The organism is Vibrio olivae (assembly GCF_042428525.1).
GTDB classification, from domain to species: domain Bacteria; phylum Pseudomonadota; class Gammaproteobacteria; order Enterobacterales; family Vibrionaceae; genus Vibrio; species Vibrio olivae.
The window spans coordinates 45,842-72,350 of the sequence record NZ_JBHMEP010000008.1; the positions used below are offsets into that span (position 1 = coordinate 45,842).

General features: G+C 47.4%; 25 protein-coding genes. 14 read left to right on the forward strand and 11 right to left on the reverse strand.

The window, feature by feature from the left end; all coding sequences use genetic code 11:
* Positions 1 to 345 precede the first annotated feature (345 nt).
* The 9 genes from ACFFUV_RS18440 to ACFFUV_RS18480 all read left to right on the forward strand — a co-directional run bounded on the left by ACFFUV_RS18440 (position 346) and on the right by ACFFUV_RS18480 (position 10,818).
* Positions 346 to 1,425, forward strand: coding sequence for a BMP family ABC transporter substrate-binding protein (locus tag ACFFUV_RS18440; RefSeq protein WP_390195673.1), 1,080 nt, complete (start codon positions 346 to 348; stop codon positions 1,423 to 1,425).
* Between the two features lie 95 nt (positions 1,426 to 1,520).
* Positions 1,521 to 2,933, forward strand: a complete 1,413-nt coding sequence (xdhA, locus tag ACFFUV_RS18445; RefSeq protein ID WP_390195676.1) for a xanthine dehydrogenase small subunit — start codon at positions 1,521 to 1,523, stop codon at positions 2,931 to 2,933.
* On the forward strand, positions 2,926 to 5,310 hold the full coding sequence (gene xdhB / locus ACFFUV_RS18450) for a xanthine dehydrogenase molybdopterin binding subunit (protein ID WP_390195678.1): 2,385 nt from the start codon (positions 2,926 to 2,928) through the stop codon (positions 5,308 to 5,310). Before xdhA ends, xdhB begins: the two co-directional genes overlap by 8 nt.
* On the forward strand, positions 5,294 to 6,187 hold the full coding sequence (gene xdhC, locus ACFFUV_RS18455; protein ID WP_390195681.1) for a xanthine dehydrogenase accessory protein XdhC: 894 nt from the start codon (positions 5,294 to 5,296) through the stop codon (positions 6,185 to 6,187). The genes xdhB and xdhC overlap by 17 nt, the downstream gene beginning before the upstream one ends.
* The gene (gene uraD / locus ACFFUV_RS18460) at positions 6,184 to 6,675 is read left to right on the forward strand and encodes a 2-oxo-4-hydroxy-4-carboxy-5-ureidoimidazoline decarboxylase (RefSeq protein ID WP_390195684.1); all 492 of its coding nucleotides are present in this window, start codon (positions 6,184 to 6,186) and stop codon (positions 6,673 to 6,675) included. The genes xdhC and uraD overlap by 4 nt, the downstream gene beginning before the upstream one ends.
* On the forward strand, positions 6,672 to 6,995 hold the full coding sequence (gene uraH / locus ACFFUV_RS18465) for a hydroxyisourate hydrolase (protein WP_390195687.1): 324 nt from the start codon (positions 6,672 to 6,674) through the stop codon (positions 6,993 to 6,995). The genes uraD and uraH overlap by 4 nt, the downstream gene beginning before the upstream one ends.
* A gap of 1 nt (position 6,996) precedes the next feature.
* Positions 6,997 to 8,364: a guanine deaminase gene (gene guaD / locus ACFFUV_RS18470; protein WP_390195690.1), complete on the forward strand. Its 1,368-nt coding sequence runs from the start codon at positions 6,997 to 6,999 to the stop codon at positions 8,362 to 8,364.
* The gene (locus tag ACFFUV_RS18475) at positions 8,310 to 9,542 is read left to right on the forward strand and encodes a urate hydroxylase PuuD (RefSeq protein WP_390195693.1); all 1,233 of its coding nucleotides are present in this window, start codon (positions 8,310 to 8,312) and stop codon (positions 9,540 to 9,542) included. The genes guaD and ACFFUV_RS18475 overlap by 55 nt, the downstream gene beginning before the upstream one ends.
* Positions 9,543 to 9,861: 319 nt before the next feature.
* Positions 9,862 to 10,818, forward strand: coding sequence for a hypothetical protein (locus ACFFUV_RS18480; RefSeq protein ID WP_390195695.1), 957 nt, complete (start codon positions 9,862 to 9,864; stop codon positions 10,816 to 10,818).
* A 354-nt stretch (positions 10,819 to 11,172) separates the two neighbouring features.
* On the opposite strand, the gene ACFFUV_RS18485 is transcribed toward ACFFUV_RS18480, so the two are convergent.
* Positions 11,173 to 11,703 carry an Lrp/AsnC family transcriptional regulator gene (locus tag ACFFUV_RS18485; protein WP_390195697.1) on the reverse strand — a complete coding sequence of 177 codons (531 nt, stop codon included), beginning with the start codon at positions 11,701 to 11,703 and terminating at the stop codon, positions 11,173 to 11,175.
* A gap of 83 nt (positions 11,704 to 11,786) precedes the next feature.
* Here ACFFUV_RS18485 and ACFFUV_RS18490 point away from each other — a divergent pair, with 83 nt between their 5' ends.
* The 5 genes from ACFFUV_RS18490 to ACFFUV_RS18510 all read left to right on the forward strand — a co-directional run bounded on the left by ACFFUV_RS18490 (position 11,787) and on the right by ACFFUV_RS18510 (position 16,210).
* On the forward strand, positions 11,787 to 13,016 hold the full coding sequence (locus tag ACFFUV_RS18490; RefSeq protein ID WP_390195699.1) for a trans-sulfuration enzyme family protein: 1,230 nt from the start codon (positions 11,787 to 11,789) through the stop codon (positions 13,014 to 13,016).
* A gap of 181 nt (positions 13,017 to 13,197) precedes the next feature.
* Positions 13,198 to 14,004: a transporter substrate-binding domain-containing protein gene (locus ACFFUV_RS18495; protein WP_390195702.1), complete on the forward strand. Its 807-nt coding sequence runs from the start codon at positions 13,198 to 13,200 to the stop codon at positions 14,002 to 14,004.
* A 77-nt stretch (positions 14,005 to 14,081) separates the two neighbouring features.
* Positions 14,082 to 15,026 carry an amino acid ABC transporter permease gene (locus ACFFUV_RS18500; protein ID WP_390195705.1) on the forward strand — a complete coding sequence of 315 codons (945 nt, stop codon included), beginning with the start codon at positions 14,082 to 14,084 and terminating at the stop codon, positions 15,024 to 15,026.
* Positions 15,019 to 15,771 carry an amino acid ABC transporter ATP-binding protein gene (locus ACFFUV_RS18505; RefSeq protein ID WP_446697916.1) on the forward strand — a complete coding sequence of 251 codons (753 nt, stop codon included), beginning with the start codon at positions 15,019 to 15,021 and terminating at the stop codon, positions 15,769 to 15,771. The genes ACFFUV_RS18500 and ACFFUV_RS18505 overlap by 8 nt, the downstream gene beginning before the upstream one ends.
* Positions 15,772 to 15,934: 163 nt before the next feature.
* Positions 15,935 to 16,210: an EF-hand domain-containing protein gene (locus tag ACFFUV_RS18510; protein WP_390195707.1), complete on the forward strand. Its 276-nt coding sequence runs from the start codon at positions 15,935 to 15,937 to the stop codon at positions 16,208 to 16,210.
* A gap of 57 nt (positions 16,211 to 16,267) precedes the next feature.
* Here ACFFUV_RS18510 and ACFFUV_RS18515 read toward each other — a convergent pair whose 3' ends face one another.
* Genes ACFFUV_RS18515 through ACFFUV_RS18560 form a run of 10 tightly spaced genes read right to left on the reverse strand, consistent with a single transcriptional unit; the run spans position 16,268 to position 26,279 of the window.
* Positions 16,268 to 17,494: an allantoate amidohydrolase gene (locus tag ACFFUV_RS18515; RefSeq protein WP_390195709.1), complete on the reverse strand. Its 1,227-nt coding sequence runs from the start codon at positions 17,492 to 17,494 to the stop codon at positions 16,268 to 16,270.
* Positions 17,495 to 17,512: 18 nt separating this feature from the next.
* Positions 17,513 to 18,745 (reverse strand): (S)-ureidoglycine--glyoxylate transaminase, encoded by a 1,233-nt coding sequence (locus tag ACFFUV_RS18520; protein WP_390195711.1) that lies wholly within the window; start codon positions 18,743 to 18,745, stop codon positions 17,513 to 17,515.
* A 1-nt stretch (position 18,746) separates the two neighbouring features.
* Complete coding sequence (locus ACFFUV_RS18525) at positions 18,747 to 20,312, reverse strand: gamma-glutamyltransferase family protein (protein WP_390195714.1); 1,566 nt, start codon at positions 20,310 to 20,312, stop codon at positions 18,747 to 18,749.
* A complete protein-coding gene (locus ACFFUV_RS18530) occupies positions 20,309 to 21,508 on the reverse strand; it encodes an amidase (protein ID WP_390195716.1) in 1,200 nt (399 codons plus the stop codon). The genes ACFFUV_RS18525 and ACFFUV_RS18530 overlap by 4 nt, the downstream gene beginning before the upstream one ends.
* A 30-nt stretch (positions 21,509 to 21,538) precedes the next feature.
* Entirely contained in the window at positions 21,539 to 22,543 is a 1,005-nt protein-coding gene (locus tag ACFFUV_RS18535; RefSeq protein ID WP_390195718.1) for a bile acid:sodium symporter family protein, read from the reverse strand.
* A gap of 37 nt (positions 22,544 to 22,580) precedes the next feature.
* Positions 22,581 to 23,399 carry a MurR/RpiR family transcriptional regulator gene (locus ACFFUV_RS18540; RefSeq protein WP_390195722.1) on the reverse strand — a complete coding sequence of 273 codons (819 nt, stop codon included), beginning with the start codon at positions 23,397 to 23,399 and terminating at the stop codon, positions 22,581 to 22,583.
* Between the two features lie 34 nt (positions 23,400 to 23,433).
* Entirely contained in the window at positions 23,434 to 24,162 is a 729-nt protein-coding gene (locus ACFFUV_RS18545; RefSeq protein WP_390195725.1) for an amino acid ABC transporter ATP-binding protein, read from the reverse strand.
* Entirely contained in the window at positions 24,149 to 24,799 is a 651-nt protein-coding gene (locus tag ACFFUV_RS18550; protein ID WP_390195727.1) for an amino acid ABC transporter permease, read from the reverse strand. The genes ACFFUV_RS18545 and ACFFUV_RS18550 overlap by 14 nt, the downstream gene beginning before the upstream one ends.
* Before the next feature lie 11 nt (positions 24,800 to 24,810).
* A complete protein-coding gene (locus tag ACFFUV_RS18555) occupies positions 24,811 to 25,479 on the reverse strand; it encodes an amino acid ABC transporter permease (RefSeq protein ID WP_390195730.1) in 669 nt (222 codons plus the stop codon).
* 8 nt (positions 25,480 to 25,487) lie between these two features.
* Positions 25,488 to 26,279, reverse strand: a complete 792-nt coding sequence (locus ACFFUV_RS18560; protein ID WP_390195732.1) for a transporter substrate-binding domain-containing protein — start codon at positions 26,277 to 26,279, stop codon at positions 25,488 to 25,490.
* Positions 26,280 to 26,509 lie beyond the last annotated feature (230 nt).

The window sequence follows — 26,509 nt, forward strand, 5'->3', positions numbered from 1 at the left end:
TAAAAGGCAAAAGCTCAGTTTTTGCCTTTTTCTTCCACCTCAGGCGACGTTAACAAATTGAGCACATTTGCTTCACATTGGTGCGATAGTGCATAACTAAGCACCAATGTGAACCATTTCCTCCCCGTTACACCTGAGTAACACTCAAGCAACCAAGGCACGTTAAATGCCCTTAACACCTTGTAACATAAGGGGTGAAAGCCGTCACAAAAAATAATTTATCAAAATACGACCAAGTGGTCAGGTTTTTGCTAATTAATTCAATTATCAAGGGAAATGAAGTTTGGGTCATCGCACCCAATGCGTTAATTGATAACAACGACAAAAATGAAAATGGAGAATTTCATGAAAATAAATCAGTGGTTCAAAGTGGCAGCGCTTTCAGCGTCCGCACTGGTTTCATCCGTATCATTGGCAGAGGATGAGCCGATGAAAGTCGGCTTTGTGTATGTCGGGCCCGTTGGCGACCACGGTTGGAGCTATGAGCATGACCAAGGCCGCATTGAAATGGAGAAATATTTCGACGGCAAAGTCGAAACCACCTACGTCGAAAACGTGTCTGAAGGTGCCGACGCCGAGCGTGTGATTACACAGCTCGCCAAAGCAGGTAACGATGTAATTTTCACCACCTCGTTTGGTTTTATGAACCCGACAATCAAGGCCGCCAAGCGTTTTCCAAATGTAACATTTGAACATGCAACAGGTTATAAGCGCGGCAAAAACGTCTCAACTTACGTCCTTCGCACTTATGAAGGTCGTTACGTTTCTGGTGTCGCCGCCGCCATGGAATCGAAAACCAATACACTCGGTTATATTGCAACCTTCCCTATTCCAGAAGTCATTCGCGATATTAACGCCACGTACCTCGGCGCAAAAAGCGTTAACCCAGATATCAAACTTAAAATTGTTTGGGTAAATACTTGGTACGATCCAGGTAAAGAATCTGATGCGGCAAACGCACTGATGGACCAAGGCGCGGATGTGATCATTCAGCATACAGATAGCCCAGCGCCACTGATTGCAGCAGAAAAACGCGGCATGATGGGCATCGGCCAAGCCTCTGATATGGCCCACTTTGCGCCAAAATCTCACATGTTTTCTGTGCGTGACCACTGGGCGCCTCATTACATTAAGACCGTCGAAGCAGTCATGGACGGCACATGGAAACCGCAAGATTTTTGGGGCGGTCTAAAAGAAGACATGCTACAGATTGTCTCAATCAACCCCAATCTACCTGAAGATGTAAAAACAGCTATTGTTACGACTGAAGCTAAAATTAAATCAGGGGAACTCAAGCCGTTCACGGGCCCAATGAAAGACAACCAAGGTAACGAAGTGATTGCCGCGGGTCATTCGTTGACCGATGAAGAACTGGCTGCGGTTAATTGGTATGTAGAACGTATCGACGCCAAAATCCCACGTTAATCATCAAGAGACTCGTGACACTCTTGAGTGCACGAGTCTTTTTTCACACTAAGACCTGACCAATTGGACAAGTTTTAACAAGTACAGAGGAAGTTATGTTAGAGCTCATGATAAACAGCGAAATCACCAAGGTAGTGGATGCTAAAGCTGACACTATGTTGCTGAACTATTTACGCGAACAAAAGCAAATAACCGGCTCTAAAGAAGGTTGTGCCAGCGGTGACTGCGGAGCGTGTACCGTGGTTATGGTGGATTTAACCCCGCAGCAACAACTTCGTTATCGTCAAATTAACGCCTGTATCACCCCGCTACATGCTTTACATGGAAAACACGTCATCACGGTTGAACACCTTAAGCAGCCACAAGGGCTGCACCCTGTTCAACAAGCCGTTGTTGAGGAGCACGGCACCCAATGTGGTTTTTGTACACCTGGCGTTGTTATGTCACTGTATGCGTTGTCAAAGCAATCTCCTGCACCTAGCCATCCCGCAGACTATTTGGCCGGTAACTTATGTCGCTGTACAGGCTATGGACCACTGATTACGGCCGCGGAAAAAATAGCGGGAAGTGACATTGCCGACCCATTAGATAATGATGAACAAAAAGTGTTAGCGTGGCTCAAAACCGTTCAGCCGATTGAAGATAGGCACTACTTAAAGCCCAAAACACGTCAAGCGTTAGCGCAAGCCAAGCGTACCCTACCCAATGCCAAATTGATCGCAGGCGGTACAGATTTATCGCTAGAAATCACCCAGCAGCGCCATTCAATCGATGAATTCATCGATATCTCAGAGGTGGATGATATGCTGGAAATTACACCAACGGTGTCGGGCTGGCGAATCGGCGCTGCGATGCCGATGCATCAAGTTCACGAATTCGTCCGTGAGCATTTCCCAAGTGCTGATGAAGTCATAGAACGACTTGGCAGCCTCACTATTCGCCATCGCGCGACGCTGGGTGGTAGCCTTGGTCACGCCTCGCCCATTGGTGATATTGCACCACTTCTGATTAGCTTAAATGGGCACATTGAAGTTGACGATGGTGAAAACAAGACCTTATACGCACCAGAAGACTATATTACCGGTTACCGTGAAACCCTACTCAAACCAAACCAGTGGATAAGCGCAATTCACCTACCGCGCCTCGCGCCGAATCAACATCACGCGATTTATAAAGTCTCTAAGCGTTACGAAGATGATATCGCCACCGTCACTCTTGGTATCAATATGACCATCGGCAGTGATAGCCGTGTGAAATCTTGCATCATTTCAGCAGGTGGCGTGGCCGCTAAGTCAGTCCGTTTACGTCAATTAGAAGAAGTGTTTGTCGGCAAGCCGCTTAATCTTCCACTGGTCCATGCCGCGCAAGAGCAAGTTCCACAGGTGATTCATCCACTGAGTGATGTTCGTGCGACCGCGCAATATCGCGTTCGCTTGGTGCAAAACTTGCTGCAACGTTTTTATCTGCAAACTCAACAAATTGAAACAAGGTTGGTTCATCATGCGTAAGTTAACCGATATTGATGCGCAAACGTCAGCGCAAAAGGAAACCTTTAAAGTCGTCGGTAAAACACTCAAACATGAAAGCGCCGACAAACAAGTCTCTGGCGAAGCCCTTTTTGTTGATGACTATCCGACCCCTCGTGGCACGCTTCACGCAGCGGTCGTATTAAGTCGCATCGCCAAAGGTGAAATCACCAAACTGAATTTACACGCTGTGGAAAACGCCGAAGGTGTGGTTAGTGTCTTGACCTGTGATGCGATTCCCGGTGAAAAAGACATTGGCACAGTGTTCAAGGGTGATCCGCTACTTGTGCTCGACAACCAGATTCGTTACTACGGTCAACCTATCGCACTTGTTTTGGCCACCAGTCACGATCTTGCTTGGAAAGCCGCCACCCTAGCTGAAGTAGAGTATCAAACCGCTGACGAGGTCATTTTGACCCACCACCAAGCTCAGCACCTTGAGCATCTGTTGCCAACTCATCAAATGGGCCAACCTGTTGAACAACGCGTCTTTGAAAAAGCAGATGTGCATATTCAAGGTGATATGCATGTGGGAGGCCAAGAACACTTTTACTTAGAGACGCAGGCCAGCCTAACGGAAATGACCGAAGATGGTGGCGTATTTGTTCGTACTTCAACCCAAAACCCCACGGAAATTCAAAAGTTAGTAGCGGAAGTTCTCGCGCTCGATTTTAACCGTGTCACCGTTGATATGCGCCGCATGGGCGGCGGTTTTGGCGGTAAAGAAAGTCAGGCGGCACAATGGGCATGTTTGGCGGCTCTTGGCAGTTATCACACCGGACGCGCGATTAAAATCCGTCTGCCACGCAGCATCGACATGACCGCAACCGGTAAGCGCCATCCGTTTTATAATCGTTACCAATTGGCCGCAGACAGCCAAGGCAACATTCTCGCCGCAAACATGGAAGTGAATGGGCTTTGTGGTCACTCTCCGGATTTATCTGATGCCATTGTCGATCGCGCGATGTTTCATGCAGACAACAGCTATTTCCTAGGGAATGCCTGTATTACCGGTCATCGCCTTAAAACCGATATGGTCTCGCACACCGCTTTTCGCGGTTTTGGCGGCCCGCAAGGGATGATTGTGATTGAAAAAGCGGTGGAAGAGCTGGCGTTAAACGTCGGATTGGATCCTTTTGATGTACGCATGAAAAATCTCTACAACCAACAAAATCATGTTACGCCTTACGGTATGCCTGTTGAGCAGCATGAAGACATGAAAGAGATTTTACTGTCGCTGGAAGCGAGCAGCGATTACCGCGCCCGACGCCAAGCAATAAAGCAGTGGAATAAAGCGAATCCAATTTTGAAAAAGGGCATCGCGATTACCCCCGTTAGGTTTGGCATCTCGTTTACGGCCACACACTTAAACCAAGCAGGCGCACTGATTCACGTGTATACCGATGGCACGATTCAAGTTTCTCATGGCGGGACTGAGATGGGCCAAGGTCTGCACACTAAAATTCAGCAAATTGTCGCGCAAACCTTCGGCATTTCACAAGACAAAGTTCTGGTGACATCAACGCGCACAGATAAAGTGCCAAACACCTCACCTACTGCCGCCTCTTCCGGTGCTGATTTGAATGGCATGGCCGCGCACAACGCGGCAAAAGAAATCAAGCAGCGCCTGTTGGATTTTGCTCAAACCCATTATCAACCTCATGCTGAGCTCGACATTGAGCACGGTAAACTGGTTGGTTTGCAGCAAGAAGTTAGCTGGTCCCAATTAGTTCAACAAGCGTACATGGCGCGCGTATCACTGTCGGCTACCGGCTACTACAAAACGCCCAAGATTGGTTATGATCGTGAAACCGCAAGCGGTCGCCCATTCTTCTATTTCACCAATGGAGCATCATGCAGTGAAGTCACCATTGATACCCTGACCGGCGAGATGACCGTTGAGCGCGTGGATATTTTGCATGATGTGGGCAGCAGTCTAAACCCGGGTATCGACCAAGGGCAAATTGAAGGGGCATTTATCCAGGGGCTTGGTTGGTTAACCACTGAAGAGTTGGTTTGGCGTGAGGATGGCACGCTGCTCAGCAACAGCCCGATGAACTATAAAATTCCGACCATCGGTGATTATCCCAAGCAGATGCACGTTGAATTTTATGAAAAAGCCAATCCAGAGCACAGCATCTATCGCTCAAAAGCCGTGGGAGAACCCCCGTTTATGCATCCAATTAGCGCTTGGTGCGCGATTTACGATGCCGTTGCTGCGATTTCTGATCATCGTGTCGCGCCGCAACTGCACGCGCCTGCAACAGGCGAAGCGATCTTAACCGCGTGCGACCATCAATTTGCATGGCTCAAAATGCATGCGCAATCAGAGGAGAACAGTGATGTCGTTACCTCCTAATCTTCATGGCAGTGATTTTCTATCCAGCCCTTCAGTTCATTGGTTAGATGCCTGTCAGCAGCTTGAGCAAAAAGGTGAAGCCTATTGTATCGCGACTGTGGTCGCCGAAGTTGGCTCAGTCCCTCGCGCGAGCGGCGCTAAGATGGTGATCACCTCACAATACCAATTTGATACGCTCGGTGGTGGAAACCTCGAACATCAAGTGATCATCGCCGCTCGTGACGCGTTGAAATCGGGTCCAGCACAAGTCAGCGTCGAGCGCTTCTCGCTAGCCGCCGATCTCGGGCAGTGCTGCGGGGGCGCTGTACAAGTGATGTTTGAGTATTTTCATACTCAAACACCGAAAGTTATGATATTCGGTGCTGGCCATGTTTGCCAAGCGCTCAGCCCGATTTTGGCTGAACTTCCTCTGCATGTCACCGTCATTGATAGCCGCGCCGAGTGGCTTACTCCTTTGAGGGAAAGTGGTGTACAAACCGAGCAATGGACCAATCCGGTCGAAGCAATTGCTGAGCTTCCCGCAGAGAGTCACATCGTCATCATGACCCAAGATCACGCCCTCGATTTCGAATTGGCTCGTTTAGCCTTGGAGCGACGAGACATGGCGTTTATCGGCTTAATTGGTTCACAAGGTAAAAAACAGCGCTTTGAGTTTCGCTTAAACGAACAGTTATCAGACCCTGCGTTATTGCAAGGGCTGACTTGCCCTATCGGTCATCCCGATATCCAAGGAAAACTTCCCATGCAAGTGGCAGTATCCATCGCCGCACAGTTGATTCAAGTCACCAGTACACGTCCGACAGGTCACACTGCTTCGGAAGTTCAGTGGTCTCAAGCCAATCAATTACGCCAAGTTTTAAAGGAGGTAAAACAATGAACCAGCCCTGTACTGGCCTTATGTTAAGCAGTGAAGAGCTTAGCAAAATATGCACTAGCCATCACTGGCATTTAATGATGAAACTCGAGATGCCATTTAGTGATGGACAAGCACTTGTGAGTGCGGCTGACAAAGCGTTCGACGCCCTACGTGAAGAGGATTGGCTTGAAGCTTTCGCTGGCCACCCAATGATTGGCGATATTAAAACACTGCAAGCCAAATACGGCCAAGGGAAAGCGCTCAGTGAAAAAGAACAAAGCCAAGTTAAAAGCGCCTCTCAAGAGGAATTGGAAGAATTACTCGCGCTTAACCTCGCCTATCAAGACAAATTTGGTTTTATCTTTATTGTCTGCGCGACCAATAAAAGTGCTGACGAAATGTTGGCTCTGCTAAAAGAACGTCTTCCTCGTAGTCGCGAGGCAGAGCTAAAACAAGCGGCGATAGAGCAGCGAAAGATTAGTCGTATCAGAATGGAAGCTTATTTATGAATCAACTCAGTTGTCATGTACTCGATACCGCCACCGGTGTGCCAGCGTCGAATATTGACGTTGAACTGTACGCTTTAGACAGCGGTACGTGTATTGCCAGTTCAACCACCGACCAAGATGGTCGTGCCAAATTTGAAGACATCCGTTTAGAGGCGCAATCCTATACGTTGCGTTTTTTGGTCAAGCCCTACTGTGAAACGCATTTCGGCCAAGCTTTTTTCCCTATGGTGGATGTGCATTTTTCAGTGAATGATCAGCGTAATTACCACATTCCATTACTGCTTTCGCCATTCTCTTACTCCAGCTATCGAGGCAGTTAATATGGCGATACAGATTCATCGAGGTAGTTTATTGCATTTTCCTCAGACGACTCTGTCGCCAGAGAACAATTACCAATATTTTAATGATGGGGTATTGGTGGTTGAAGATGGTCTAATATCTCACATCGGCGAAGCCCAAGCTTTTTTCGCTGATGAGCATCATCAAACGCTGCTTCAACAAGGTAAAGTTACGATACATAGCGGTTTGTTACTGCCCGGCTTTATTGACTCTCACGTGCACTTTCCACAAGTTGAAGTGATTGCAAGTTATGGTACGCAATTGCTTGATTGGCTCAATACCTACACGTTTCCAGCCGAGGCCCAGTTTGCTCAGCAAGAATACGCCAATGTTCAAGCGCGTTATTTCATTGATCAGCTATTTGCTCATGGCACCACAACCGCTAGCGTTTATGCCACTGTCCATCCTCAGTCCGTCAACGCGTTTTTTCAGGCAGCAGAACAATCTAATGCACGCATGATTTGTGGAAAAATAATGATGGATCGCCACTGTCCTGATAACCTTCAAGACACGCCAGAGTCAGGCTACAGAGACAGCAAAACCCTGATTGAGCGCTGGCACAATCAAGGCCGTGCGTTATACGCCATCACACCACGATTTGCTCCGACAAGTTCACCGCAGCAACTGGCTTTGGCCGGGCAATTAGCGAATGAGCACCCTGATGCCTTTATTCAGACTCATATCAGTGAAAACCCAAATGAAATCGCTTGGGTTAAAGAGCTTTTTCCTCAATCTCGTGACTACCTGGCGGTTTATGAACAATACGATTTAGTTCGTGACCGAGCGCTATTTGGTCATGGCATTCATCTCAATTCACGGGAATTCGACGCCCTATCCGCTCATGGCGCCGCGATTGCGTTTTGCCCTTCATCCAACTTGTTTTTAGGCAGCGGTTTGTTCCCGTATCACCGCGCCAAAGACCGCCATATTCCCGTCTCTATCGCCAGCGATGTAGGTGGAGGAACAAGCCTCAGCTTATTTAAAAACCAAGCCGATGCTTACAAAGTTTTGCAGTTACAAGGCGAGAGCTTAAACCCGTTTGAATCTCTCTACCTCTGTACTCAAGGCGCGGCCGCGTCCATGGGGTTGCAAGACAAAATCGGTAACTTAAACCCGGGAAGCGAAGCAGACTTTATCGAAATAGATTTAACCGCCTTCCCGATTCTTCAGCAACGCATCTTGCGCTGCAATCAGCTTTCAGAACAACTGTTTGCCCTCATTACCCTAGGTGATGAGCGAGCAATTGAACGTACCTACGTTCACGGAAATTTAGTTTATCAAAAGGAAATGACGTTATGTGGCCACAACTCTACGAATGGTTTGCGCTCTTTATCAAATGGTTCCATGTAATCTGTGGCGTGGCCTGGATTGGCGCAAGTTTTTACTTCGCATGGTTGGATAACAGCTTAGAAACACCACCGAAATGGAAACAAGACAAAGGGATTAAAGGCGACCTTTGGTCAGTCCATGGCGGCGGTTTTTATGAAATCGCCAAGTACAAAGTTGGCCCAGAGCAGATGCCAGAGAAACTGCATTGGTTCAAGTGGGAAGCTTATACCACATGGATTACAGGCTCGACCTTGATGATTTGGATGTACTACTTCAATGCCCAGGCCTATTTGATCGACCCGCGTGTGATGGATCTGAGTTCATTTCAAGCGGTTGCTATGGGTATTGGCGGAGTCTTGCTTGGGGTTGTGGTGTACGAAATTCTGATGCGTTCACCTCTGAGTAAGTCATCGCTTGCGTTTGTCTCTGCAATCATTGTGTTTGGGACTCTGTTTTTCTACGGATTTACCCATATTTTCAGCGGTCGCGGCGCCTTTATTCATATGGGCGCATTGATTGGTTCAATTATGGCCAATAATGTGTTCCATAAGATCATTCCTGGGCAACACAAAATGGTCAAACAAGTCGCGGCAGGCGAGCCTGTTGACCCAGCACCGGGTCTGGAAGGTAAACGCCGGTCGATTCACAACAACTACTTCACTTTGCCGGTTATCTTTTTGATGATCAGTAATCACTATCCGATGATTTATCAGCATAGTGTGAGCTGGTTAGTCGGCATGCTAATTATGCTGATTAGTGCGTATATTCGTCACTACTTCAACCTCAAACATTCTGGTCAACAAAAGCCAGATGTACTGGTCTATGGCGCGACCGCAATGTTTTTGCTCGCCATCGTGATCAGCTGGCAAGCAACCGAAAAAATGCCAACCGCCATCACGGTTGAGAAAGCCCCTGTAGAAACCGATGCGCGCCAATTATCTATGGACCACCCAAAAGAGCTGGCTTTGCATATCATCAATAAACGTTGTTCAACCTGCCATAGCGCGAACCCGACTGACGATATCTTTAAAGCCGCACCGAGTGGTGTTCAATTTGACACTTGGCAAGATATCGAGCGTTGGAAATCACACATCATTACGCGAGCAGTCGACAACGGCGACATGCCGTTTATGAACAAAACTGAGATGACCGACCAAGAGCGTCAAGAATTGAAACAAGCGCTCAGCCAAATTCAATAATACGGATTCTGATGTGATAATTAAAAGCCACCTAATCGGTGGTTTTTCTTTTTTAAGCGAACCTAATCATTATCCCGGTGGAAAATTGTCATTATTCAACTTTAAGAAAAATGAACATTTCAATCATTATAAAAGTTATAGAACTACAATTTAACCATAAAACTCGCGCTGCGGTTTAGTGGTTCTTTAATATAAAAGATAATATTACTTGGTTAACTTAAACCTAACCGAGCAGAGATTTAAATAATAAAAATATCATGCCATTTGATTTTTCAAATCCGCTACCCTCTATCTAAATACATGATAAAAGGTAATAAATATGACGAGAATAGTAGGAACAACGAATACCGATGGAACCGGTAGTGCCACGAATTTGAATGTCAATAATGGTCAAGAGATAAGCTCTAGTAATTCCGCGCCCTATGTAAGCTATGAAGAAGATAATTACTTCTATAGTTCACTCTCTATCGAAAATACAACAGAGTGGAATGCAGATGGTCTCAAAGAAATCTCGATAACCGATTTAAATGGCGTTGAAGAGACGACAATTAATAACTTTGTCGATGTGTATATTACGGCTCATACTGACTTAACCAGTTCCGACGATGGAGAATGGAGTTCTCTGTTTTCTGATATCAGTATCTATAATGCGAAACGCGGCTATATTGATACAACGTCTGCTGACGATAGTACCAGTTATGATGACTATATTACGATTTCTCCCATCAGCAACGGCAGTTCTTGGAGCAATCTGTTTGAGATACAAACGGGTTCAGGACAAGACCAAGTTCAATTTGAATCCACAGACGGTTCGACACAGTATACCGAGTTTGATGTCGATCTTGGTGATGATTCAGATTTATTCGATTACGGCCTAGAAGCGGCAGCAAGTCAAAGTCAAACCCGCCATGTCGATGGTGGCAGTGGTGATGATTTCCTCTACCTGAGCAGCGATGCTGTGGATTTGGATTTTGAAAACTTTGAAGTCGTGTTCGGTCAAGATGATCGGTCGCTCACTCTGGATCAAGACATTCTCGCCAAGAATGACGGTTTACTGATCGATAAAGTCGCGATAGACATTGCCGATGATTACGATACGGTCTCTGTCACAGCACTGAGCGACGACCAGATTAGCTATATTGACCAGCTGTCTGATAGCAATCCATGGACTTACCTTTCCTCTGATGAGTATTACGCCGTCACCGTCACGTATGACGCTGAAGAATACACCATACTCACGAATGACATTGATAGTGATTGGTTGGTCAGTGCATAAACCTCTGATGATAGCAACTCACTGCAAGCTGGAAGATAATTTCCTTTGGGGAGGTATCCAAAACACTGTTGGTGATGAGTTTTATTAGTCAGTAACGTGCCATTAAGTCTTCGATAGCTCTATCGTTAGTCTGTTGGTGATGGCGCGTCAATTCGCAATACCGTCCCAAATAATAAAATCACCCTTTTCAGTTATAATACTTTCAGAGGTTGAGTCTATAACCTACCTACTCAAATACAACGTCCCTGATAACGCTCTATAAAACGTAAGTCTGTTTTAAAAAGCGTCACATCGAGAAAATTTGAACATGACTAGCGAATAAGCCGCTGACGATATCACGGTGTGAGCTCACTATTAGATAGGTAAGTAGAGCCCTTTCTTTGGTGTATCCAGCACCACATTGGTGGTGACACGCTTAATCTGTGGGTAGCGTGCCATTAAGTCTTCAATATATCTGTCGTAGTCTGTCGGTGATGGCGCGTTAATCACTAACATCAAATCAAAATGCCCGGTCACGTAAAACACCTGCTGAATCCAATGTTGGTCACTCGCCCATTGCTTGAATTGACCGATCACTGCGTAGTTATCTCGCTCAATTTCGAGCTCGGCAAGAAAACTCACACCGTGCGATGACACGTTACCATCAATAATCGCCACTTCTGCGGCAATGATCCCCTCTTCACGTAGACGTTTGATTCGTCTTTGTACCGCCGAAGCAGATAAACCAACTTGCCCCGCAATCTCTTCGCTGGCAACACGGCAGTTAAGCTGCAGAATATGCAGTATTTTTTTATCAAAATTATCAAGCGTTGATGACATGGTCTTCCCGTGCGGCTTTTCTGCAAACGATGGTGAAAAATGCGGTAAATCAGCATATTCAGCCATAGAATAGCCTAATTCCTTTGTGTAATAAAACCGATAATTAATACTCGGCTGTTATTTTCTCAACACAAAAAAATTGATTAATTATGCACAACAATGATCCTAAATCTAACGCCTCCCACGAGCTAAGCTTACAAACTCAGGCGCTGCATAGCGCGTTTCAAGCCGACCCACAAACCCATGCCATTGCGCCAAATATTGCGATGTCGGTCAATCATACCTTTAGCCCCGAGGGTGGAGCTTTTTCGGCCCAAGGGCTCGATGACATCAGTGACGGACCATTTCTTTATGCTGGTTGGACAAACCCTACCGTTCGTCAATTAGAACAGCGATTAGCCGTGCTTGAACAAGCGGAAGATGCACTATCAACGGCAACAGGTATGGCCGCGATTTCAGCCACGTTTTTGTCATTGCTTGAAGCCGGTGATCATTTGATCATCAGTGATGTCTGCTACGCAGGCGTATTTGAATTTGCCACTCAAGTGCTCCCACGTTATGGAATCGAAGTCTCTGTTGTCGACACTAGATGCACCACATTGGTTCGAGATGCACTAAAAGAGAACACAAAACTGGTGCATATTGAGACGCCGAGTAACCCGTTATTAAGGCTTACTGATATCAAAGCGTTATCGTTATTACTCAAGCAGAACAATATTCTGCTTAGTGTCGATTCGACGTTTTCTACTCCGGTTATTACCCAACCGTTAACTCTAGGGGCTGATTTGGTCATTCATTCGCTCACCAAATTCATCAATGGTCATGGTGATGTACTCGGAGGCTGTATCCTAGGTTCCAAGCCTGTGATTAAACGGCTTCGAGCCATTGGTGGCGTGTACCTTGGCGCTAGCTTATCCGCCCATAGTGCATGGCTTATTATGCGGGGGATGGAAACCTTGTATGCAAGAATGAAAACCCTCAGTGACTCGGCGTTAACCATCGCCAACTGGCTCGAATCACACCCTCGAGTGTGTAAAGTCCTCTACCCGGGCCTTGAGTCCCATCAACAATTTTCACTTGCTCAGCAACAAATGGCACTTTTTGGCGGCATAATTGCATTCCAAGTTGATGACATCGATTCCATAGAGCAGCGTTTTGCTCATGAGTCGGCAATGTTTTATTACGCGTTTTCGATTGGTCATCAACGCAGTTTAGCGGTGGTGATGAGAACGGATGATTTAGATGCATCAACGTACAGATTTACTCCAGAACAACGCACACAGTTTTGTCGTGATGCTGGGGCCGGCGTGGTTCGACTGTCCATTGGATTAGAATCCGCAGATGATTTGATTCGTGACCTAAAGCACCTGCTCAGATAATAATTGCATATTTATCCCTTCGAAACAGCTATAAATTCAATTTTTTGTTGAAATATTGCCATAAAGTGTCGCATTATCTGCACGCTTCTGATGTAACCTCGGTTGCTACGCAACCATTACACAGCGCAATCTATGTCATTGGAAGAACACAACAAAAAACAATATCTATATAAGGGATAATATGAAAACTTTGATCAAATCGACCGCTACTGGTCTTGTATTGGCTTGGTCTTTATTGGGTACCACTCAAGCCATGGCAGAATCTGCCCTTGAGAATGTACTAAACACAGGTGAACTAAAAGTTTGTTTTGATGCAGGCTACATGCCGTTTGAAATGAAAACCAAAGATGGCCGTTTCATTGGTTTTGACATCGATGTGGGTAAACAAATGGCGCGCTCAATGGGCGTAAAATTTACTCCGGTAAACACCGCTTGGGACGGCATCATCCCTGCTTTGCAAACCGGCAAATGTGACATCATTATGGGTGGCATGACAGTAACAGCAGAGCGCAACTTAAAAGTGAACTTTGCTGACCCGTATATCGTGATTGGTCAATCTGCGCTGATTGCACCTAAGCTTGCAGACTCGATTAAGAGCTACCGCGATCTTAACGATCCGAAATACACCATCGCGACCAAGCTAGGCACCACAGGGGCTGAAGCTGCTAAAAAATACATCCCTAAAGCGAAAATTGATCTTTACGACACAGAGATTGACGCTGCGCTACAAGTTTCTAGCGGTAAAGCGGATGCCTTTGTTTATGACTTCCCTTACAACGCGATTTACGCCGCTCAAAATCAAGACAAAGTTAATCATCTTGCAGAACCGTTTACCTATGAACCTCTGGGTTGGGCTATTCGTCAAGACGATCCTAACTTCTTGAACTTCCTAAATAACTACTTACGTCAGATCAAGGGTGACGGCACTTACGATCGTATTTACAATAAGTGGTTCAAAACTGACAGCTGGCTAAAAGACGTTCAATAATTACGTCAGCTCAAGTCAAATCAACTGGGCTGCCTCGGTGGCCCAGTCCATGTATAAACATAAAGAGAATCTGAGTGATGCAGTCTAAATCCTCAAATTGGTCAGGACACTTACTTTACGTCCTGATTATGGTCATGTTGGTGGGCGCCGTTTATTTTGCCGGGCGCAGTATCAACTACAACTGGCATTGGGACCGTTTATGGCCCTACGTCGTCAACACCGAAGCACAAGACATTCGTGCGAGCGGTGACGGTACGGCGCAAGTTAGTGACGGCCAATTAGTCATAGAGTTCGATAATGGCGCTGAGCCGCAAGTCATCAGCAAATTCACTACGCTAACCGTTCGCGATGGTGACTTAATTTTTCAAGGCGATACCGTCGCACAACTTAACGATTGGCAGTTTGGCCCTATCGCACATGGTTTATGGGTAACGATTGAAATATCGTTTATCTCCTTGCTGTTTGCCGTGGGCTTAGGACTGATTTTTGGCTTAATGCGTATTGCCAAAAACCAAACGCTTCGCAACCTCGCTTTAACCTATGTTGAATTGATTCGCGGGACACCGTTACTGGTCCAGATTTTTATCGTCTACTTCTTTATCGGTACCGTTCTCGACTTTGACCGCTTTACCGCGGGTGTGGTGGCACTTTCCGTTTTTACAGGCGCTTATGTTGCAGAAATTGTTCGAGCTGGGATTCAATCTATTCCGCCAGGGCAAATGGAAGCCGCGCGCTCACTGGGCATGACCTACCCAAAAGCAATGTGTTACGTTATTTTGCCACAAGCTCTCAAACGTACGCTTCCCCCACTGGCTGGGCAATTTATCAACCTCATTAAAGACTCCTCCTTGGTGTCGGTGATTTCAATTACCGACTTAACCAAAGCCGGCCGTGAAGTCGTCAGTGGCAGCTTTGCCCCGTTTGAAGTGTGGTTTACCGTTGCCGCGCTGTATTTAGTGGTAACGGGTACGCTGTCTTGGGCTATTCAACGTTTAGAGAAGAGGTTATCTGCCAGTGACTAATCAATACAATGGCGTTGATATGGTTTACGCCGACAACGTCGACAAATACTACCCCAACGGATGTCACGCATTAAAGTCTGTATCGACCTCCGTCAAACGCGGTGAAGTTGTGGTCATCATCGGCCCTTCAGGTTCGGGTAAGTCAACCTTTTTGCGTACCTTAAACCAGCTTGAAGAAATTTCTTCTGGCACCATCATCGTTGATGGTTTTGACATGTATGCAAAAACCACCGATATCAACGTGCTGCGCCAAAACGTCGGGATGGTGTTCCAGAGTTTTAACTTATTCCCGCACAAAACGGCACTTGGCAACGTGATGCTCGCGCCGCTGAAGGTATCAAAACGTTCTAAGTCCGAGGTCGAAGAAGATGCGAAACGTTTGATCAAACGTGTTGGTCTTGAAGAGCGCATGAACAACTACCCGTCACACTTATCGGGTGGTCAACAGCAACGTGTCGCTATCGCACGCGCGCTGGCGATGAAACCTGACCTCATGCTGTTCGATGAACCCACTTCAGCACTAGACCCAGAAATGGTTGGTGAAGTTTTGGACGTCATTAAATCGCTAGCCAAAGAAGGCATGACCATGGTCATCGTTACTCATGAAATGGGCTTTGCCCGTGAAGTAGCTGACCGAGTCCTGTTTATGGAAGAAGGCGAACTGCTGGTTGATGGTAGCCCGGAAGAAGTGTTCGAAACCTTGGAACACCCACGCCTGCGCCAGTTCTTGGCTAAAGTGTTATAAGCGAATTTCGCGAACGAAACGAGCCCTTGTGGCTCGTTTTTTATATCGCAAAACGAATTACCACAAGCTCCCTACGTAAAGTTTGGTAAACCTGAGAACGGTTTTCACTCAAAACCACTCTATACATGCGCTGAATTAACAGCATGTTTTAGAAGGAAATACCATGAAAACGTTCAAATCTTGGATCGCGCTGTCGGTCATCCTCTTATCGAACACGGCCCTTGCCCAAGACCGACCAAGCCCACCGGATAGTCCTGGTGGTCAACCGCCAAGTTTTAGCAAAATGGACACAAATGGCGATAGCGTCGTTACAAGTGATGAAGCCGATGGCCCAATCCTCGATCATTTCACAGAAATTGACACCAACGGCGATGGGAAAATAACCGAGCAAGAGTTTACCAATCACACGCCGCCTGGCCCGCCACCCAGTGTGCAATAACTTTGCGATCGCCAAAAAAAAGCCCTGAACACTCAGGGCTTTTCACCTAACTAGGTATTAATTTGCAAAAGATTGAATCATATCCGTAAAGCAATCTAGCGCAACCGCGACGTCGCTTTCCATCACGCTTTCCGCCGGATGGTGGCTAATCCCTCGGTCACAACGAACAAACAACATACCGATATCAGCAACATTGGCCATCACCATCGCGTCATGCCCTGCGCCACTGGGTAAAAAGCACGGTGTTTGCTGAGTGTGCTTTTCGACCACCGATGCCCAGCGTTGTTGCAAAGCATCATCACAAGGCACCGCTTGCGCTTGATAAAGCTGACGGTGAGAGAAGCTCAAGTTGCGCTGCGCAGCAATATTGGCCAGTTTCGCCAATAGCTCGTCACAACACTGCTCAAGTTGCACCTGAGAAAGGCTACGAATATCGAGCGTAAAGCGAACTTCACCAGGAATAACGTTGACCGCGCCGGGCAGTACATCACACTTACCAATCGTCGCAACGATATTATGAGACAACGCGTATGCTTCAATTTCACTAGCCATTTGTGCCATGCCGCAAAAGGCATCTTGGCGCAGGCTAATCGGCACCGTACCAGCATGTCCTGCCATGCCTTTTACCGTCATTTCGTAACGTTTTGCACCAGCAATACCCGTTACAACCCCCACAGGTAACTCTTTTGCTTCGAGCACAGGGCCTTGCTCAATATGCACTTCAAGATATGCCAAAATATCGCTGGCCACACGTGCATCATGCCCAGCGAGCGTTGGAGCTAAGCCAAAGTCATGCATTGCTTTGCCCATCGAGATACCTTGCGCATCCTCAACCTCCAGCCAGCTAGGCTGAAAACACCCTGCGACACTGCTTGAACCGATCAACGTGGTGTTAAATCGAGTACCCTCTTCATCAGCAAACGCAACCACATCAACGTGGTAGGGCAATTCTACATCTTTAAGCAAAGCCAGCGCTTCAAGCCCTAAAATGACCCCTAGGTTGCCATCGTATTTACCCGCGTTCGCCACAGTATCGCTGTGAGAACCTAAAAGCAGTGTCGGCATCGTTGGATTACTCGAGACTTTGCGCCCCCACTGGTTACCCACGCTGTCTTGCCACGTTTCGAGTCCAGCTTGCGTCATCCACTGCGCTAATTGATCGTGCGCATTGCGATGCTCAGGGGTCAAGTAAGCCCGTGTTAAATGCTCAGGGCTTTCACTGTAAGTCGCCAGAATGTCAGCGCGCGACATCACGCGCGCTGCACCACTTTCCATGTTCGTCATAGGCACTCCTTGCAAGCCTTAAAGGTAAAATTCCATTGCGGCTGCAACCGCTTGCCCTGGTTGGATTGCGGCTTTATGTTTCACTAAGATAGACTCCAGTGCCGCCAACGTGGTTAATACGCACTCTTGACGAGCGTTATATCCCATGGTGCCAATACGCCAAATCTTGCCGTGTAATGGGCCAAACGATGTACCGATTTCGATCCCAAAGCAGGTCAATAATTCACGTCGAATCGCATCTCCGTCAACGTTAGCAGGAATATAGACACCAACAACATTGTTCATTTTGTAGGTTTGATTGCCAAACAGCTCAAGTCCCATCGCGCGAAGGCCAGTTGCTAGAGCATCGCCAGCCTGTTTATGGCGGCCAATGACCTCGTCCGGACCTTCTTCAAGGAACAGACGCGCACATTCACGCGCGGCATATAACATGCTGGTGGCTTCAGTGTGATGGTTTAGGCGTTCCGGGCCCCAGTAATCCATGATCATTGCCAAATCGAAATAATTTGACTGAATCATCGCATCTTCACCTTGCTCATGGTGATCCGCTCGAATGCCCGCTTCAACGTGTTTACGACGATTGATTACCTCAGCGCAGCGGTCGCTTAATGTGATAGGCGCAGAGCCAGAAGGGCCGCCAAGACACTTTTGTAAACCTGCCGAAACCGCGTCTAAATGCCACTCATCAACTTTTAGATCGTTGCCCGCAATGGAGGCGGTTGCGTCACAGTAAAACAACACACCATGACGCTCACAGATTTCACCCATTTCTTTAAGTGGCTGATTCATCGTGGTTGACGTATCACCTTGAACGGTCGCCAACAGTTTTGGTTGATACTGCTTGATCGCTTTTTCAACTTGCTCTGGGCTACACACTTCGCCCCATTCGATATCGATGGTTTTCACTTCAGCGCCAACACGCTGAGCGATTTCACACAATAAGTGACCAAATCGGCCAATCACTGGAATAAGGACTTTATCACCAGGTTGAAGTACAGAGACCAATACCGCTTCAATCCCAGAACGCGCGGTGCCATCCACCAGCATGGTTTGTTTGTTTTCCGTTTGAAACACACCGCGATAGAGCGCTTGAACCTGATTCATATACCCTGTCATAACCGGATCATATTGGCCAATCAAGGATTGAGAGATCGCTTGATGAACACGAGGGTAAGCATTGATTGGTCCCGGACCCATTAACATACGTTGAGGTGGGTTTAAAGTTTCAAAAAGCGAAGTTTTGTCTGTCATGTCATTCTCCAAGTAAAAAGGTTCCATCGCTACGAGGATCGTTGGTGGCACATGCTTGTCCTTGAGCATCGAGCACAATTGCGCCGGCATGTCCCATTAATTCGTTATTATCATCAACAAACGTGACGTCATGGCCTCGCTCAATAAGCGCCTGTCCCATTTGTTGGTAAAGTGATTTTTCTAAGCGTAAGTTGTTGGTTTCATCGCCCCAAGTTCGGCCAAGTAACCAGCGCGGTAACGCCACTGCATCTTTTAAGCTTTTCTCTTGATAAAAGAAACGGCTAAACAAGCACGCTTGTGTTTGCGGTTGTCCTTCCCCGCCCATGGTACCGTAACTGATACGACGACCATCTTTTAGCTCCGCGTAGGCAGGGTTTAAGGTGTGAAACGGTTTTTTATTCGGCGCCAATACATTGTGATGAGAGGCGTCAAGCGAAAAGCTTTTCGCGCGTACGTTCCACAGCACACCGCTGGTAGGCAACACGACACCCGAACCAAATTCCCAATATATGCTCTGAATGAAGCTCACCATAGTACCGTCGCTGTCTGTCGCGCCCATCCAAATCGTGTCGCCCGGCTTGGCCACATGAGGCCATGGCTGCGCTTGCGTCAATGAAATACGCTCGGCACAGGCATCAAGAATCTCATCATCGAGCCAAGCTTGTAGCGGCTTTTCAAGGCATGTTTCATCACACACGACTTGGTCACGAATGATAAAGGCTTGCTTAGTTGCTTCAACAAGCAAATGGACATGATCCAGCTCGTTCGTCGCTTGCTTTGCGACGCGATCATAAATTGCCAAAATCAGCAGAGACGCCACCCCTTGTGTCGGCGCTCCAAAGTTAAACAAGGTTCCCTTTGAGGTTTCAACACGTAATGGCGCCATCACCTTAGCTTGGTGCTGATGAAAGTCATCTAAGCGAATCGGGCTGCCAAGCTGATTCAGTTCATCAGCCATTGACTTGGCCAGTTCACCGCGATAAAAATCGTCCAACCCATTTTCCGCCAAGGCTTCGAATGTTTGAGCAAGTGCGGGATTAGTTAACACGTCCCCAACTTGTAAAGTGCGGTCATTGGGTAAAAATAGATGTTTAAATCCTTCTAGCCCACTGAGGCGCTCAAAGGTTTTTTCGCTGGCGTTCACTAGGCTTTGCGTCACCTCAATCCCATTGCGCGCAGCATCAATGGCTGGTTGCAACAAAGTTTGAAGCGGCATGCCACTTGCATTGAGCTCTAACGCTTTGTCCCACCCGGAAATGGTTCCTGCCATCGTAATCGCAGCTTCGCCTCCCGCTTCGGGAAGTTCATCACTGAGTAAGCGATAATTGTCAACGTTAACCCCGCTCGCCGCCGCACCACAGGCATCGATAGTGATTGGCGCTTCACCTGGTTTAGCCATAATCCAAAAGCCATCGCCCCCAATACTGTTCATATGGGGATATTGCACCGCAATCATTGCGGCCGCCGCCACCATCGCTTCACTGGCTGTGCCGCCAGCATCAAGAATGTTTTGCCCAGCTTGCGCGGCTTTATGATGTGAGGCAGTAAAGGCAGTTTGGTGTTTCATTGGCTGTCTCCTAGTGCTTTTTCTGCTTGATACAACGCCATCGCCGTAGCAATTAAATCCCCTTCGCAATGGGCGCCGCCAAGCAGCGACACACCGCAAGGCCCTTCTTCAAGTTGATTCATGGGTAAATGCAACTGTGGCAGGCCAGTTAACCCTGCTACGCTGGTCATGCCCATTAAATGACTGCGATAAGTCGCAAGCGCTTGTGCTTCCATGGTTAAACTTGGTGGGCCAGATGGCGTGGTTGGCAACACCCAGACACCATCTAACTGCTCAAGCATGGCATCAATCTGTTGTTTAAACGCATGTTGGTCCGCTTTGGCTTGTTGGTATTGCTCTGCGGTCAAGGTTCTAGACCATGCGACACGCTGCGCGATTGCTGGATCTAAGCTGTCACCATAATGCGCTAGCCACTCACCATGCTGTTGAATTATTTCAAAGCCTTGGATAGTCCGAAATAGTTCGCTGAGCGCGGTTAAATCCCACCCCGCCTGTGCGATAACATCGCCGGTGATTAATTCAACATCCACGCGCTCGCACCACGCTTTTAGTCGTGTGAGACGCGCTTCTCCTATCAAGGGAGCAAATGCGTTATCAAGATACAGCGTCGACTGGATCGCCCCCGGCTGCGGTTTGCTGGCCAACGTTTCCAATACTTGATTTAGCATCGTCAGCGAGCGTGCAAAGATACCCGCAGTATCAAAGCTTCCCGCCAGTTCAAAGCAGTGACTTAAATCGAGCTTACCCAGTGTTGGGCGCAAGCCAAACAGCCCACAGTAGCTGGCCGGAACGCGAACCGAGCCGCCGGTGTCAGTGCCTATCGAAAAGTCGGCATCACCTGTCGCCACGGCGACGGCGCTGCCACTGGATGAGCCGCCAGGAATGCAACCTGGCGCCTTAGGATTTTCCGGCGTACCGTAATGAATATTTTGACCATTAAGACTGTAAGCGAGTTCATCGGTTTGCACTCGTCCTACACAAGTCGCCCCTTCGCCAAGCAGCGCCACAATCAGCGGTGAGGTTTTCTCCGCAGGTTGATGCGTCGTCAGCCAAGTGGGGTTCCCTGCTCCGGTGCTATAACCGCTGACATCAAACAAATCTTTAAATACAAATTTAGTATTGGACAGCGTACCGAGGCTGGTTGGCGCAATTGTATCTGGGCCTTGAGCGCAATAGACGCGAGCATCCTTACTCATAATATGTTCCTTTCTTCCAAGAGGTTAAGCTTATTTAGTTGCTACAGCCGCTTGGGTCTGTTCACTTTTTTGTGCGTATCGGTTAGCCAGTACCGCACAGTAGAAAATCTGAATCGGGTGATAAAGCATGATCGGCAGCAATAACATTCCAAGAGTTGGGTCAGCCCCAAAGATCACTTTTGCCATTGGTACCCCAGCAGCTAAGGTTTTTTTGGTGCCACAAAAAACGGCCGCCACTTCATCGGGCAAGTCAAACTTGGCGCGGCGCGCACTCCACTGAATAAAGTGCACCATAACCACCAACACCACGACACAAATAGCAATAGAGGTAGCAAGAAGGCCAACCGAGAACTCACTCCAGATACCGTTTGCCACCGAGTCACAAAACGCGTTGTAGACGATCATGAGAATGACGTATTTATCAATCTTATTGGTAATCGCTTTATGCTTCTCGACCCAGTTGATGAGGTATGGACGTAACACTTGGCCAACAATCATTGGAATAAGCAGCAATTTGGCAATAGAGATGACTGACGCCATCAAATCCAATTCAGCACCCTCAAAGCCCATAAATAGTTGAATCAGTAACGGCGTAATAAATACGCCAAGTACGCTAGAGAGCGACGCGTTAAAAATTGCGCCCGGCACGTTGCCTTTACCAACGCTGGTCATGGCAACAGAAGAAGAAATGGTGCTTGGTAGCGCAAACAAATAACAGAAGCCAAACGCTAACGCCGCTGGCATATACGCCATAAACGCACCATTGAAAACGACCCAGAGTAGCGGGTACAGCGCGTAAGTGGCTAACTGAATAAAAATGTGGAGACGCCAATTACTTAGCCCTGCTTTAATGGCTTGTGGAGACAACCCCAAACCATGCAGGAAAAACACAATAGCCACACCGATACCAGTGAGTTGTTCGAGGTGAATCACCCCACCCGAGCGACCGATATCTGGGGTCACGGTTGCAAGGCCGATGGCAACCACCATCCCGACCAAAAACCACTCTTTTTTTATTTTCGCTAATACACTCATGTTATTTATAACTTTATTGTTAGGTTGGACATTGCAGCTATTCCAATTCATTCATTTGCGAATAACTATGGCTGATACTTTGGCTTAGCTTAACCGCATTTTGACCAAGGTATCGGTATACCTTATTGACTAAATAAGAGATCAGACTCATTGGCACCGCGTAGCTATCAAGCGGCGCATGATTGTTCATATGGCAGATAATGACATTCGAGACTTGGTCGGCGTATTTCTGCCCAGATTGGTCGGTAATCAACAGCGTTCGATAAGGTTTCAACTGTGCGAGCATGTCGCTAAACCCGCTCGCCCGGCGTCGAATACCAATCACAATCACAAAATCTTGCTCAGACAAGGACGCTAGATCTTCACCCAACGTCTGACCAGGCACAGGTAGCAACTCGACGTGGCTTCGGCACTGCATCAATTGCTGACGCATGTGCATCGCCAACGGATAACTATTGCGATAGCCAATCACCTTAACTGTTTTGGCTTGAGCAATGGCGTCTATCAGTGCTTTGGAATCCATATTGTTTAATTGGCTCCAAAGCTGTTCAAGGGCGCGCATATCATGCTGAATCTCCGGGTCTTCAATCGAAGAGGTTAATACCGGAACGCCCTTTTCACGTTCAGTGATCAATTCCTGACGAAGCGCAACGTGATCATCGTAACCCAGTTGGCGAATAAACCGACTCACGCTGGTTTTGGATACATTACACGCCTCGGCAATTTGTCCGGTCGATAACATCAAAATATTTTCCGGATTCAACTGCAGAAAGTCTGCCACACGCCGACTGCTCTCGGTTAAACGAGCATAATGTTGCGTTATACGTTCACTTAACGAGTGGTGACTGTTTGGCATTCTAACTCCCATGGTTAATTAATCGTGGCGACACTTAACGTACCGCAGAAAGAAAACTCTGTAGCTCAGGGGTTTGCGGATTGGCAAACACCACATCACTTTGCCCCGTTTCCCACACTTTGCCTTGATTCATAAACACCACCCGGTCACCAACATCGCGGGCAAAGTTCATTTCGTGCGTAACGAGAATCAGCGTCATGCCTTCTGCTTTGAGTTGCTCTAACACCTTAAGCACTTCACCGACTAATTCCGGATCAAGGGCAGAGGTAATTTCATCACACAGCAGCACTTTAGGATTCATTGCCAAAGAGCGAGCAATGGCAACACGCTGCTGCTGCCCGCCTGACAGATTGGTCGGATAGGCATCAAATTTGTCCGAAAGCCCAACTTTTTCCAGCAGCTCACGAGCAAGAGTTTCACACTCTGAAGGCGTTTTTCTTAGTACCAACTTTGGTGCAAGCATCACGTTTTCTCCCACAGTCATATGTGGAAATAAGTTGAAGCTTTGAAACACCATGCCAACACTACGACTGAGCAAGCGCAGCTTGTACTCATCATTTTCGACCGCTTGGTTGTCGACGATAACCACCCCATCTTGATAGGTTTCTAACCCATTCATACAACGCAGTAAGGTGCTTTTCCCCGACCCACTGCGACCGATAATCGAGACCACTTCCCCCGGCTCAACTTTAAGGTCGACCCCTTTTAGAACGTGGTTTTCGCCATAATATTTATGGACTTGTTCAACACTAACCAGCGACATGATTGCGAGCCTCCAAATAACGCGCCAAAAGAGAAAGCGGGTAACAAATAACAAAGTAAAGCAGCGCGACTAACGCAAACACTTTAAACGGCTGGAACGTCGCGTTATTCAGCATGGTTCCTGCTTTTGTCAATTCGACGAAACCAATGATCGACGCTAACGCGGTGCCTTTAACAATTTGCACCGAGAACCCAACCGTAGGCGCGATAGCTAAGCGCGCAGCTTGTGGCGCAATCACATAACGCATGCTTTGCAGATAGCTCAAGCCCATTGTGCGGCATGCTTCCCACTGTCCTTTTGGCAGTGACTCGATACACCCACGCCATATATCGTGAAAAAAAGCGCTACTAAATAGCGTTAATGACAATGTTGCCGCCGTCCAAGGGCTCACTTCAATCCCAACCAGTGATAACCCAAAAAAGGCCAAAAACAGCTGCATTAACAACGGCGTCCCTTGAAACACTTCAACATACGCCTTAATCAAATAACCAAATGCGGGGTTACGTGTACTGCGTAAAAACGTCAATACCAATCCCAACAAACCACCGCAAACAAACGCAATCAAAGACAGTGCGATGGTCCAACGTGCAGCCAGCAACAAGCTACGTACGATATCCCAATCAGTAAATTGCATCATAACCGTGCCTCCTACAGCGATGGGTTTCTAAACGTAACGCGTTTAACCAGCGCAAAACACTGACGCATCACAATCGCAAGTACCAAATAAATCGCCGCTGTCATAATGTAAGACTCAAAACTTAAAAAGCTTCGTGACTGCACAAAGTTGGCGGCGAACGTTAAGTCTTCCACCGAAATCTGCGACACCACGGAAGAACCGAGCATCACGATAATGCATTGACTGACGATGGCTGGGTAAACCCGTTGATAGGCCGGTGGAATCACGATACGCATAAAAATTTGGCGTCTGGTTAATCCTAACGTTTTCCCCGCTTCCCACTGCCCTTTTGGTGTTGCTTCAATACCCGCTCTTAAAATTTCGGTTGAGTAAGCCCCAAGGTTAATGACCATGGCAATAAACCCAGCCTGCCACGCAGATAGCTTGAGCCCCAGCGCTGGTAAACCAAAAAAGATAAAGAACAACTGCACAATAAAAGGCGTATTTCGAATCACTTCAACATATAGCGAGCAAAGCCATCTCAGCCACTGGCTTTGACTGGTTTTTGCCGCAGCGCACAGCGTGCCCAGCCCTAGACCACACACCGTTGATATCAAGGTAAGCTCAACCGTGGTGCCAAGCCCTGCCACAAACTGCGGCAGGTAGGGAGTCAGCCCACTAAAATCTAGCTGATAACTCATAGTAAGCCCTATGCACCGAGATCTTTAGGAAACGGTGCTTTCAACCATTTCTGAGACAATTCCTCAAGCACGCCTTGTTGCTTCGCTTCATCTATGAGCGTGTTAACTTCTTCAACCAGCGCGGTTTCACCTTTAGCGACACCGACATAGCAAGGGGAGTTTTTCAGCAAGAACTTGGTTTCAGGCGCTTTACCCGGAAAGCGATTGGCAATTTCAGTCACCACTAGGTTCCCGGTTGCAATTAAGCTCACTTGACCTGATAAGTACGATGACAGCGTCGCGTTATTGTCTTCAAAACGCTTGATCACGGTATCGTCACCTACCAGTTTACTCAGCTCCAAATCTTCCACAGAACCTCGAGTCACACCGACGGTTTTACCGCTCAGATCACTAGGTGCAGACACTGATTCTTCATTCGCGCCAAACACGCCCAAATAAAACGGCGCGTATGCTTGAGTAAAATCGATGGCTTTCTCACGTTCTGGGTTTTTACCCATGCTTGAAATCACTAAATCCACTTTACCCGTTTGTAAGTAAGGAATACGGTTAGCGCTAGTAACCGGAACAAGCTCCAGTTTGACATCCATTTTGTCCGCTAAGTACGCCGCCATATCAATGTCGTACCCTTGTGGCTGCAAATCAGTGCCCACCGAACCAAACGGTGGAAAGTCTTGCGGCACCGCCACTTTTAGTACACCACGTTGTTTGACGGTCTCCAATTGGTCTGCTTGGGCATGGCTCACTCCTAGTAGCAACCCAAGCGCTATCATCGCTTTTGATATCACATTGCTCAATTTCACTCTGTATCTCCTTAAACTAAATGAAACGTTTGAAACAATTACCGTTAACATCGCAACGTTCGTGCCAAACCGAAGCAAAATAAAAACCGCAATGATATGAGTCAGTTAGTACCAAGTGCGGATTTATAATTTACTATTCAATTAATAAAGTGAAACTTTTGGTGCAACAATGAATCTTGTTGGTGCAATCGTTTCATTATCTCTGTTTGTATTCATATAAGCAAAGGCTG

Bases quoted from the DNA above. Each gene is read 5' to 3' on its own strand.
- ACFFUV_RS18440 (WP_390195673.1), top strand. From the start codon at position 346: ATGAAAATAAATCAGTGGTTCAAAGTGGCAGCGCTTTCAGCGTCCGCA.
- xdhA (WP_390195676.1), top strand. From the start codon at position 1,521: ATGTTAGAGCTCATGATAAACAGCGAAATCACCAAGGTAGTGGATGCT.
- xdhB (WP_390195678.1), top strand. From the start codon at position 2,926: ATGCGTAAGTTAACCGATATTGATGCGCAAACGTCAGCGCAAAAGGAA.
- xdhC (WP_390195681.1), top strand. From the start codon at position 5,294: ATGTCGTTACCTCCTAATCTTCATGGCAGTGATTTTCTATCCAGCCCT.
- uraD (WP_390195684.1), top strand. From the start codon at position 6,184: ATGAACCAGCCCTGTACTGGCCTTATGTTAAGCAGTGAAGAGCTTAGC.
- uraH (WP_390195687.1), top strand. From the start codon at position 6,672: ATGAATCAACTCAGTTGTCATGTACTCGATACCGCCACCGGTGTGCCA.
- guaD (WP_390195690.1), top strand. From the start codon at position 6,997: ATGGCGATACAGATTCATCGAGGTAGTTTATTGCATTTTCCTCAGACG.
- ACFFUV_RS18475 (WP_390195693.1), top strand. From the start codon at position 8,310: ATGTGGCCACAACTCTACGAATGGTTTGCGCTCTTTATCAAATGGTTC.
- ACFFUV_RS18480 (WP_390195695.1), top strand. From the start codon at position 9,862: ATGACGAGAATAGTAGGAACAACGAATACCGATGGAACCGGTAGTGCC.
- ACFFUV_RS18485 (WP_390195697.1), bottom strand. From the start codon at position 11,703: ATGGCTGAATATGCTGATTTACCGCATTTTTCACCATCGTTTGCAGAA.
- ACFFUV_RS18490 (WP_390195699.1), top strand. From the start codon at position 11,787: ATGCACAACAATGATCCTAAATCTAACGCCTCCCACGAGCTAAGCTTA.
- ACFFUV_RS18495 (WP_390195702.1), top strand. From the start codon at position 13,198: ATGAAAACTTTGATCAAATCGACCGCTACTGGTCTTGTATTGGCTTGG.
- ACFFUV_RS18500 (WP_390195705.1), top strand. From the start codon at position 14,082: ATGCAGTCTAAATCCTCAAATTGGTCAGGACACTTACTTTACGTCCTG.
- ACFFUV_RS18510 (WP_390195707.1), top strand. From the start codon at position 15,935: ATGAAAACGTTCAAATCTTGGATCGCGCTGTCGGTCATCCTCTTATCG.
- ACFFUV_RS18515 (WP_390195709.1), bottom strand. From the start codon at position 17,494: ATGACGAACATGGAAAGTGGTGCAGCGCGCGTGATGTCGCGCGCTGAC.
- ACFFUV_RS18520 (WP_390195711.1), bottom strand. From the start codon at position 18,745: ATGACAGACAAAACTTCGCTTTTTGAAACTTTAAACCCACCTCAACGT.
- ACFFUV_RS18525 (WP_390195714.1), bottom strand. From the start codon at position 20,312: ATGAAACACCAAACTGCCTTTACTGCCTCACATCATAAAGCCGCGCAA.
- ACFFUV_RS18530 (WP_390195716.1), bottom strand. From the start codon at position 21,508: ATGAGTAAGGATGCTCGCGTCTATTGCGCTCAAGGCCCAGATACAATT.
- ACFFUV_RS18535 (WP_390195718.1), bottom strand. From the start codon at position 22,543: ATGAGTGTATTAGCGAAAATAAAAAAAGAGTGGTTTTTGGTCGGGATG.
- ACFFUV_RS18540 (WP_390195722.1), bottom strand. From the start codon at position 23,399: ATGCCAAACAGTCACCACTCGTTAAGTGAACGTATAACGCAACATTAT.
- ACFFUV_RS18545 (WP_390195725.1), bottom strand. From the start codon at position 24,162: ATGTCGCTGGTTAGTGTTGAACAAGTCCATAAATATTATGGCGAAAAC.
- ACFFUV_RS18550 (WP_390195727.1), bottom strand. From the start codon at position 24,799: ATGATGCAATTTACTGATTGGGATATCGTACGTAGCTTGTTGCTGGCT.
- ACFFUV_RS18555 (WP_390195730.1), bottom strand. From the start codon at position 25,479: ATGAGTTATCAGCTAGATTTTAGTGGGCTGACTCCCTACCTGCCGCAG.